9 protein-coding genes and 1 pseudogene are annotated in these 9,403 nt (G+C 51.1%); 5 read left to right on the top strand and 5 right to left on the bottom strand.

Annotated elements, in window-relative coordinates:
- Positions 1 to 87: 87 nt before the first annotated feature.
- The 5 genes from EA26_RS19260 to EA26_RS19240 all read right to left on the bottom strand — a co-directional run bounded on the left by EA26_RS19260 (position 88) and on the right by EA26_RS19240 (position 4,894).
- Complete coding sequence (locus EA26_RS19260; RefSeq protein WP_039431178.1) at positions 88 to 957, bottom strand: phosphoribulokinase; 870 nt, start codon at positions 955 to 957, stop codon at positions 88 to 90.
- Positions 958 to 1,087: 130 nt separating this feature from the next.
- The gene (locus EA26_RS19255) at positions 1,088 to 1,300 is read right to left on the bottom strand and encodes a YheU family protein (RefSeq protein WP_039431176.1); all 213 of its coding nucleotides are present in this window, start codon (positions 1,298 to 1,300) and stop codon (positions 1,088 to 1,090) included.
- Between the two features lie 43 nt (positions 1,301 to 1,343).
- Positions 1,344 to 2,321 (bottom strand): hydrolase, encoded by a 978-nt coding sequence (locus EA26_RS19250; protein ID WP_039431174.1) that lies wholly within the window; start codon positions 2,319 to 2,321, stop codon positions 1,344 to 1,346.
- A gap of 171 nt (positions 2,322 to 2,492) precedes the next feature.
- Positions 2,493 to 2,975: a TIGR02444 family protein gene (locus EA26_RS19245; RefSeq protein ID WP_039431172.1), complete on the bottom strand. Its 483-nt coding sequence runs from the start codon at positions 2,973 to 2,975 to the stop codon at positions 2,493 to 2,495.
- Positions 2,972 to 4,894: an ABC transporter ATP-binding protein gene (locus EA26_RS19240; RefSeq protein ID WP_039431170.1), complete on the bottom strand. Its 1,923-nt coding sequence runs from the start codon at positions 4,892 to 4,894 to the stop codon at positions 2,972 to 2,974. Before EA26_RS19240 ends, EA26_RS19245 begins: the two co-directional genes overlap by 4 nt.
- Positions 4,895 to 5,059: 165 nt before the next feature.
- On the opposite strand from EA26_RS19240, the gene kefG reads away from it, so the two are divergent.
- The 5 genes and pseudogenes from kefG (at position 5,060) to EA26_RS19215 (ending at position 9,395) form a co-directional block, all read left to right on the top strand.
- A complete protein-coding gene (gene kefG, locus EA26_RS19235; protein ID WP_039431167.1) occupies positions 5,060 to 5,638 on the top strand; it encodes a glutathione-regulated potassium-efflux system ancillary protein KefG in 579 nt (192 codons plus the stop codon).
- Positions 5,622 to 7,421, top strand: a pseudogene (gene kefB, locus EA26_RS19230) (glutathione-regulated potassium-efflux system protein KefB). Before kefG ends, kefB begins: the two are co-directional and overlap by 17 nt.
- 8 nt (positions 7,422 to 7,429) lie before the next feature.
- Positions 7,430 to 7,630: a YheV family putative zinc ribbon protein gene (locus EA26_RS19225; protein WP_039431707.1), complete on the top strand. Its 201-nt coding sequence runs from the start codon at positions 7,430 to 7,432 to the stop codon at positions 7,628 to 7,630.
- Positions 7,631 to 7,723: 93 nt separating this feature from the next.
- Positions 7,724 to 8,320, top strand: a complete 597-nt coding sequence (gene slyD, locus EA26_RS19220) for a peptidylprolyl isomerase (protein ID WP_039431164.1) — start codon at positions 7,724 to 7,726, stop codon at positions 8,318 to 8,320.
- 133 nt (positions 8,321 to 8,453) lie between these two features.
- Positions 8,454 to 9,395: an isoaspartyl peptidase/L-asparaginase family protein gene (locus tag EA26_RS19215; RefSeq protein ID WP_039431161.1), complete on the top strand. Its 942-nt coding sequence runs from the start codon at positions 8,454 to 8,456 to the stop codon at positions 9,393 to 9,395.
- Positions 9,396 to 9,403 lie beyond the last annotated feature (8 nt).

Raw genomic sequence — 9,403 nt, 5'->3', positions numbered from 1 at the left:
TTTTAATCGTGTCGAGAATGGGATTTTCTACGCAAAATTGTGCACATGATCACGGTATGAAAAGTAAGCGTGAACCAGCCTCAAATTTTAGCCAATTTTACCTGTTTCAATCAGTTGTTGCAGGATGGGCTGTACAATCAGTTCCATAGCGAAGCTCATTTTGCCGCCTGGCACCACTAAGGTATTGTGTCGCGACATAAAGGAGCCGTCGATCATCGCTAATAGATAAGGGAAGTCGACGTTCTTGATCCCGCGCAGGTGAATCACCACAAAACTCTCATCTAAACTCGGGATGCCTTTGGCATTGAGTGGGTTGGACGTATCCACCGTCGGCACGCGCTGAAAGTTAATGTGAGTGCGTGAAAATTGCGGGGTGATGTAGTTGAGATAGTCGTCCATTGAACGCACAATCGAATCCATTACCGCTTCGCGCGAATGACCGCGATCACGTGTATCGCGCACGTATTTTTGGATCCATTCCAAGTTGACGATCGGCACCATGCCGATCAAAAAGTCCACGTGCTGCGCAACGTTGACTTCACCATCAACTACTCCACCGTGCAGACCTTCATAGAAAAGCACGTCGGTGTTGTCGGGCAGCTTTTGCCACGGTGTAAAGGTACCGGGCATTTGGTTGTAAGGCACGGCTTCGTCAAAGGTGTGCAGATAACGGCGCACTTCGCCTGTGCCCGATTTGCCGTACTGACGGAAAAACTCCGACAGCGCAGGAAAATCGTTGGCTTGCGGCCCAAAGTAGCTGATGTGTCGACCTTGCTCGCGTGCTTTACGGATCTCAACGTCCATCTCTGGGCGAGTGAAACGGTGAAAACTGTCCCCTTCAATCCAAGCTGGCTTGATGGACATCATATTGAACATTTTGCGAAATGCTTCTGACGTTGTCGTCGTGCCGGCACCGGATGAACCAGTGACAGCGATGATTGGATGCTTTGCTGACATGACAAACCCTGTCGTTGTAGTACTTACCTGTCGGGCCGGAATGTGGCTTCCGGCATGTGCAATCGTTTGGCCACTATAACACGTTAAACGTGCTTGTCATGGGATAAGGTGCGGTAAAAATCTCGGCCAACTAAAATTTTTGCTTAAGCTGAATATCAACGGTTTCATGCAGTTCCGAGAAAACGATCACCGCTTCACCTTGCTTGAGCTGGGTTTTTACTTGCTCGATTTTTTGCTCTAACGAGACTTCGTTTTCGCCATAGTCGGTGCCTTCACGCAGAACGAATTCGCGGATCAAATTGCTCAGCGCATCGGCACTGATCTCTTGCCAAGGAATGATCATAAATACCTCTTTACTTTATGCTCAATAAGAAAATGCCGCGCTATTATGCCGAAACCGCTAAGCTTTCATAGTAGCTCGGCAAGGCTTCTTCCAGCCAAAAGCGGGGATGCAGCGCGCTGCCGGTTAAAAAGCCGACATGGCCGCCGTGATCAAACAGGCGATAGTCAATGTTGTCGGGCAAGACAAATTTGGGGATCACTGCATCGGTCATAAACGGGTCGTCTTTGGCGTGAATGATCTGTGTAGGAATGCGGATTTCGCGTAATTTGTGCAACCCCGAACACTGCTGGTAGTAATCGAGCGCGTTTTTAAACCCGTGCAGCGGCGCGGTGATCAGATCGTCAAACTGATATAAGCGAGTGAGTTTTTTGATCGAATGTGGCGATATCGCCAACGCATTTGATAGCAGATGATGCTTTTGTAGCGCGTTCTTTTTCAGTGACGAGAGCAAGTAACGGCGATAGACGCGAGAAAAGCCTTGCTCGATACGCTCTGAGCAAGCCGAAAGATCCAGTGGCGCGGAAACGATGGTGGCGGCGTCCACCAGAGGATCATCTTGATAAGTGGCAAGGTAGTTGGCCAGCATGTTGCCACCAAGTGAGATGCCAAGTGCCACTTTGCGATTCTGCGGAAAATGACGCTGAAGGTGCTGTAAAAAATAGCGCGCGTCTTCGGTTTCCCCTGAGTGATACGCACGCGCGAGGCGATTAGGCTTACCGCTGCAACCGCGAAAGTGCATCATCACGGATAGCCAGCCAGCGTTGGCAAAGGCGTTCATCAGGCCATTTGCATAGGGGCTAAAAAAGCTGCCCTCCAGGCCGTGAAACAGCACGAAAAGTGGCTTTTTACGCGCGCTTTCACCGTTAGGGTCTTCACTCCACGCGAGATCAAGAAAGTCGCCATCTGGGGTGTCCAGCGTTTGCCAAATGGGCTCAAACAGCGCTTTTTTGCGGATAAAGCGGGGCAGTAAGGTTTGCAGGTGAGGATTTTTGATCCCTCTTGCGGCAGTAAATTGAGTCATACTTTTCACTCATGGTTCTGTTGCTGGCTCGCCATACGCGTTGTGATGTCAGCTGCGTGTGTCGCTCTCTTTTTCTCAACGTTGAGCCAACTTTATTAAGGCCCGATTGTTTAGGCGGGTCAATGTTCTGGCAGAGGCGAGCTCGATAACTCGGGCTCGGGATCACAGAAACTAACTGGATTTCGCCAACGGGGCAGAGGGCGGTTTAAATGCCGCATAGAGGTGAGCCGCGCCTAAATGACGGCAGTAGATCTGGGTGAGTGGCTCGGTGTGATTGGGGTGCAGAGCCAGTGTGTTAATGCACTCGACCAGATCGGCTTGTTGCTGTTTTTCCAATTGCAGCTCGAACTGCAACGCTTCGCGATAGAGAGTATCAGGCAGGTGCTGTTTGCACTGACGACGTAATTCACGATAGGTATGCAGCAGCGTTTCGGAGCGGCCTAAGCAGCTTTGCAACTTGTGCCACTCCTCTTCATCGAAACTGAGCTGTTGCTCATCCAGCCATTTAAACAACAGCAACAGGTTAACGTTGCCGTTAAACTGATTTTGCAAACTCAAACACGCCGCTTTTACCTCTTTCACGCCATAGTATTGCAGGCTGAATTGCCACAGCCGCTCAAGCGTAAGTAAAAGTGGGGCGTGTTGATTGCTCATTGACTGTTGAACTCCTGTTCCATCTGCTCTAGCACTTCCTGCTGGGCCATCCATTCCATTTCGACCTCTTCCAGTGCACTTTTGTTTTGCGCCTGAATGGCCAGTACTTGAGTAAGTTTAGCTTTGTTTTCGCCATCATACAGTGTGTTATCTGACAATTGCTGTTCAGCCTCGTCCAGTGCTTGCCCGAGCTTATCCATCTTCGCTTCAAGCTGTGTCAGCGTTTTGCGAATTGGCGCAGTGAGTTTACGAAAATCCGCTTCGCGCCGTTTCTGCTCTTTTTTCGCCGCCGCGCTGTTGTTGCCATCTTTGGCTGGCAGCTCGGCTTGCGCTTCTTTGCGTTCGGCTTTCTGTTGCTCTGTCAGCCATTTGTAGTAATCGTTGAGATCGCCATCAAAGGGAGCTACTTGACGGTCGTGCACCAGATAGAGATCATCGGTCGTGGCGCGCAGTAGGTAGCGATCGTGCGACACAATCACCATCGCCCCTTCGAAGGTTTGCAAGGCGAGCGTCAACGCCTGACGCATGTCGAGATCAAGGTGGTTAGTCGGTTCATCGAGTAGCAGCAGGTTGGGCTTTTGCCACACAATCAGCGCCAGCACCAAGCGTGCTTTCTCGCCGCCCGAGAAGGGAGCCACTTTTTCCAGTGCTTTGTCGCCATGAAAACCAAAACTGCCCAGATAGTTACGCAGTTCCTGTTCGGTTTTGTCGGGCGCTATTTGCATCATGTGTTGCAGTGGCGTCTCTTCTGGGTGCAACGTTTCTAGCTGATGCTGCGCAAAATAGCCAATTTTGACCCCTTGAGAGAAAGTCAAGTCGCCACCTTGTGCTTTGAGCTCGCCCGAGAGCAGTTTGATTAAGGTCGATTTACCTGCGCCGTTACGCCCAAGCAAACCAATGCGGCTGCCAGGAACCAAGTTCAGGCGGATTTGCTGCAAAATCAGTTTGTCACCGTAACCGGCGGAAACTTCATCCATCATCATGATTGGATTTGGTAGCGCTGCGGGCTCGCGAAATTCAAAGCTGAACGGGTTATCAAACTGAGCGGGAAGCACCTTTTCCAGTCGCTCCAGCGCTTTAATCCGGCTCTGTGCTTGACGCGCTTTGGAGGCTTTATAGCGGAAGCGGTCAATGTAGCTTTGCATGTGCGTCATCTGCTTTTGCTGTTTTTCAAACATCGATTGCTGCAAGATCAGCTTTTGCGCGCGTTGGTTTTCAAACGAAGAGTAATTGCCGGTGTATTCGTTGAGCTTCTGGTTTTCGATATGAATGATGCGATTGACGATCGGATCAAGGAAGTCGCGGTCGTGCGAGATCAGCATCAGGGTGCCTGGGTAAGATTGCAGCCAGCGCTCCAGCCACATCACCGCATCGAGATCCAAGTGGTTGGTGGGTTCGTCCAGTAGCAGCAAGTCGGAGCGACACAATAGCGCTTGGGCCAAGTTCAAACGCATTCGCCAACCACCAGAAAATTGGGTTAGGTTCCAGCTCATCTGCTCTTGGCTAAAGCCGAGGCCGTCCAGCAACTCTGACGCGCGTGCGCGAATACTGTAGCCGCCGATGGTTTCTATTTTACCGTGGATCTCTGCGACTAAGGTGCCGTTATCGGCTGCTTCTGCGGCGGCGAGTTGCGCTTCCAAGTCGCGATATTCGCGATCGCCATCAATCACATATTCAATTGCGCTGCGCTCAAGGGCTGGAGTTTCCTGTGCAACCCAAGCCAGTTCCCAGTGCGCTGGTTTGCTAAACGAGCCAGCGTCGGTAGAAAGCTCATCTTTAATCAGAGCAAACAGGGTCGATTTACCGCAGCCGTTCTTGCCGACCAGACCAATTTTGTCTCCCGGATGAATGGTTGCAGAAGTTTGATCCAGAAGCGGGAAACCGCCGCGGAGCAGTTGAATGTCGGAAAAGGTAATCATATCGCTTAGCTCAGTTGATGCCGAATAGTCTGTGCGTTTATCGCTGCGAATAGTAGGAGGAATGAGGATAAATGTCGATCATTATGCAAATTTGAGTATGATGATTAACATCAAGATAACACTTTGTTTTTCTATCATCGTTTACGCTCAGGGAAGGTTCGCGGAATGTCAAAGAAAAAAATTGCCTCAGCCAGCCTGCCAAAAGTTCTGGTGCTTTATGCCCATCCCGAGCCGCAAAATTCGGTGGCTAACCAAGTGATGCTGAAAAAAATCGCCGCTCTGCCGCACGTGACCATACGCGATTTGTACGGCCTTTATCCCGATTTCTTTATTGATGTGAGCCAAGAACAGCAGCTGCTGCGCGAACACGAGGTGATCGTCTTCCACCACCCAATGTACATGTATTCCTGCCCGGCGCTGCTCAAAGAGTGGCTTGACCGCGTTATGAATAAAGGATTTGCGTTTGGTAGTGGTAACGCCCTTGAAGGCAAGTATTGGCGCAGTGTCATTACCACAGGTGGCAAGAAAGAGGCGTTCAGTGCTAAGGGGTACAATAAGTATCCGCTGGAGGAAATCTTACAGCCATTTGAGCTGACGGCCGCTTTGTGCCAAATGCATTGGCTTGAACCGCTGGTGCTTTATTGGGCAAGAAACGTCTCCGATGTCGAGCGCTATCAACACGCTGAGCATTACCGCCAGTGGTTGCTCAATCCGTTAGGAGGTGTGCATGGCGCTGACCAGTGATTTTCTGCAAACCAGTGTGATCTTTCTCTCTGCGGCGGTGGTGGCTGTGCCGCGTGCGCAGCGTTTTGGCTTGGGCTCAGTGCTCGGTTATTTGCTAGCGGGCGTTGCGATTGGTCCTTGGGGGCTGGGGGTTATCAGCGACGTTGACGCCATTTTGCACTTTGCCGAGCTGGGTGTGGTGCTTTTACTGTTTTTAATTGGCCTAGAACTCAACCCGAAAAAACTGTGGCAGATGCGCGTGCCGATTCGGGCTTGGCGGTGCTCAAGTGCTGGTCACCACTTTAGTGATTGCCAGCGTCGTCAGCATGTTTGATCTGGCTTGGACGTCAGCGTTGGTTATTGGCATGGGATTGGCGCTCTCCTCAACGGCAATTGCCTTAAAAGTGCTGGAAGAGCAGGGCTTGGCCCGCACCGAAACCGGGCAGTCGGGATTCGCGGTACTGCTCTTTCAAGATATTGCGGTTATCCCGATGTTGGCGCTGTTGCCTTTGCTCTCGGGCGGCGGTATGAGCGGCGATGGGCTGAGCGCGGTTGCGACCTTGGCGGGAGTTGGCGCGTTGCTCGTTGGTGGTCATTTTCTGCTGCGCCCGTTGTTTCGCTATGTGGTGATGACGGGTGGGCGTGAGCTGTTTACTGTCACCGCGCTGTTGGTGGTGCTAGGGATTGCAATGTTGATGCAGCAACTCGGGCTCTCTATGGCGCTGGGCACCTTTTTAGCCGGCGTGCTGCTGGCCGAAAGTGAGTACCGCCATGAGCTGGAAATTGCCATTGAGCCTTTCAAAGGTCTGCTGCTTGGGCTGTTTTTTATCGCGGTTGGCATGGCGGTGAATTTGGGACTACTGGTGGCGTTTCCGCTGGAGATCCTTTTGGCGGTGCTCGGTTTGGTTGCGGTGAAAGGCGCTCTGCTTTATCTGCTTGGGCGTTTAGTTGGCATGCGGGCGAAAGCGCGCAGCAAAATGGCAGCGATCCTCAGTCAGGGCGGGGAATTTGCGTTTGTGATTTTTACCGCTGCCAGCAAAGAGGGGCTGCTCAACCACAACGAAGTGGCATTTTTGCTGGTGGTGGTGAGCTTATCGATGGTCACGACGCCGCTGCTGCTTTCATTGCAAAATGGCTGGTATACAAGAACCTTGAATCAGGACAGTGAAGCGCTCTCGTCAGATGTGGTTGATACTGAGCCGCGTGTGATCATTGCGGGTTTTGGCCGTTTTGGACAGATTATTGGCCGCCTTCTTTATGCCAATAAAATTAAAATCACCGTGCTGGAAAGTGATGCCAGCCAAATCAAATTGTTACGCAAGTACGGCTACAAGGTGTTTTACGGTGATGCCACCCAGCTCGACCTTCTGCGCGCCGCGGGGGCTGAAAAAGCAGAAGCGCTGGTGATCTGTACCGACTCGCCGGATCAAGTGATGAATATTGTGGAGTTGTGCCGTCAGCACTTTCCTCATCTCAAATTAATGGCGCGCGCCCGTAGCCGAGTTGAAGCGTATCACTGCTCGGGTACGGTATTCATACCTATTCGCGGGAAACATTTCTCGGTGCCTTGGACCTAGGGCGGCAAACCTTAGTGGAACTGGGAATGCATCCCTATCAAGCCAAGCGTGCTGAAGCACATTTCCGTAAATTGGATAACGCGATGCTCAAAGAGTTATTGCCGCAGCATAATGAAGATAAAAAGCTGGCTCAACGTTCCAAAGAAGCGCGTAAAGAGCTGGAAGAGATTTTTGCCCGGGAGATGGAAAACGATCGCCAATCCCGCAATTTCTGGGAAGAAAAGTAGTGAACCAAATGAAAAGTAAAAAACGCTTTATTGCCGGGGCAAGTTGCCCATCCTGCCAGCAGCAAGACACTTTAATGTGGTGGACAGAGAACAACATAGAGTTGGTCGAATGCGTGGAATGCGATTTTAAAGAGCAACGTATGCCCAAATCTGTAGAAAAAAATAAACACGCGGATCAGGAAATGATCGGCATTTTTAAGCCGGAATAATTGTGTTTCTCCATTTGATCTCCATAATAGCGGGATTGATCTTTCGTCCTGGCCCATTTATTCGTCAGGCAAATTGACCTCTCTGGAGTAGTTATGAAAATTGAAAAGAACGTCGTTGTTAGCCTTGCATATCAGGTTAAGCTGGAAGATGGTATCGTCGTTGACCAGTCAACGGCTGATGCGCCACTGGATTACCTGCATGGTCACAACAACCTGATCACTGGCCTAGAAAACGAGCTAGAAGGTAAAGTGGCGGGTGATAAATTCACCGTGACCGTTGCACCAGAAGACGCATACGGTGAGCACAGTGATGCACTGGTTCAACGCGTTCCTGCAGAAGTATTCCAAGGTGTTGAGCAAATCGAAGTTGGTATGCGTTTCCTTGCCGATACTGACCAAGGTCCAATCCCTGTTGAAGTGACCGAAGTCGATGGCGATGAAGTGGTGGTGGATGGTAACCACATGCTTGCAGGTCAAACACTGACCTTTGATGTTGAAGTGATTGCGGTGCGTGAAGCAACGGCAGAAGAGATCGAGCACGGTCATATCCACCAAGATGGTGGCAGCTGTGGTGGTCATGATCACGACCACGATCATGAAGGCGGCTGTTGTGGCGGCGAAGGCCATGGCCATCACCACCACGGTGAAAAAGATGGCTGCTGCGGTGGCGGTGGCTGCGGCTCTCACTAATCGTATTGGGCATCCTCAAGCGATCGGCTTGAGATGTTAAATCGACAAAAAGCGCAAGTAGGGCAATCAACTTGCGCTTTTTGTTTTTCTGCGCTGAGATACTCCGTCCCTTGTTAATTGTTGAGTTGAGAACATGAACAAACCGATTTCAATCGCCATTCATGGTGGCGCTGGCACCATTTTACGTACGCAAATGAGCGCACAGTTGAAGCGCGCGATCTTGAGCGATCTGCAGCGCGCCGTGCAGGCAGGTTACGCGCTGTTGCAAGAAGGGGCCGATGCGCTGGACGCGGTGGTTGCCGCGGTCAAAGTGATGGAAGATTCACCGCATTTCAATGCGGGAAAAGGCTCGGTGTTGACCAACAATGAGATGGTTGAAATGGACGCCTCACTGATGCATGGGCGTGATTTGCAAGCTGGCGCAGTCGCTGGAGTGCGTCACATCAAAAATCCGATTGAACTGGCGCGTGATGTGTTGCGAAACAGCCCACATGTGCTGCTAATCGGTGAGGGTGCGGAGAAATTCGCTTTTGAACAGGGGCACGTCTATACCGAGCAAGATTACTTTTTTACCGATCGCCGTTACGAGCAACTGCTGTCGATGCGCGAAAAAGGTTTGTTTGCCCTTTCCGAAGCCAAATATCCCGATGATAAAAAGCACGGCACAGTCGGAGCCGTGGCGCTGGACGCACAGGGAAACCTTGCTGCCGCAACCAGTACTGGTGGTGTGACCAACAAAAAATATGGTCGAGTGGGTGATTCGGCGCTGATCGGCTGTGGCACGGTGGCAGAAAATGGCGTCGTCGCGGTATCGACCACGGGAGTGGGGGAGTTTTTTATTCGTAAACGCGTGGCCGAAGATGTGGCAGCGCGTATGCGTTATTTAAAAGAAGATGTGCATACGGCTTGTGAACACATCATTCAAGGCGAACTGAAAAATATGGGTGGTGAAGGTGGGTTAATCGCGCTGGACGCACATGGTGAGATTCACTTTGCCATCAATAGTTCTGGCATGTATCGCGCCTCAATAGATGTTGCGGGCAACCTGAGTGTGAAAATTTACGCCGACGAATAACGTTAAGC

It is taken from the genome of Vibrio navarrensis (genome assembly GCF_000764325.1).
Classification (GTDB): domain Bacteria; phylum Pseudomonadota; class Gammaproteobacteria; order Enterobacterales; family Vibrionaceae; genus Vibrio; species Vibrio navarrensis.
This window is presented reverse-complemented; position numbering and strand designations above follow the sequence as displayed.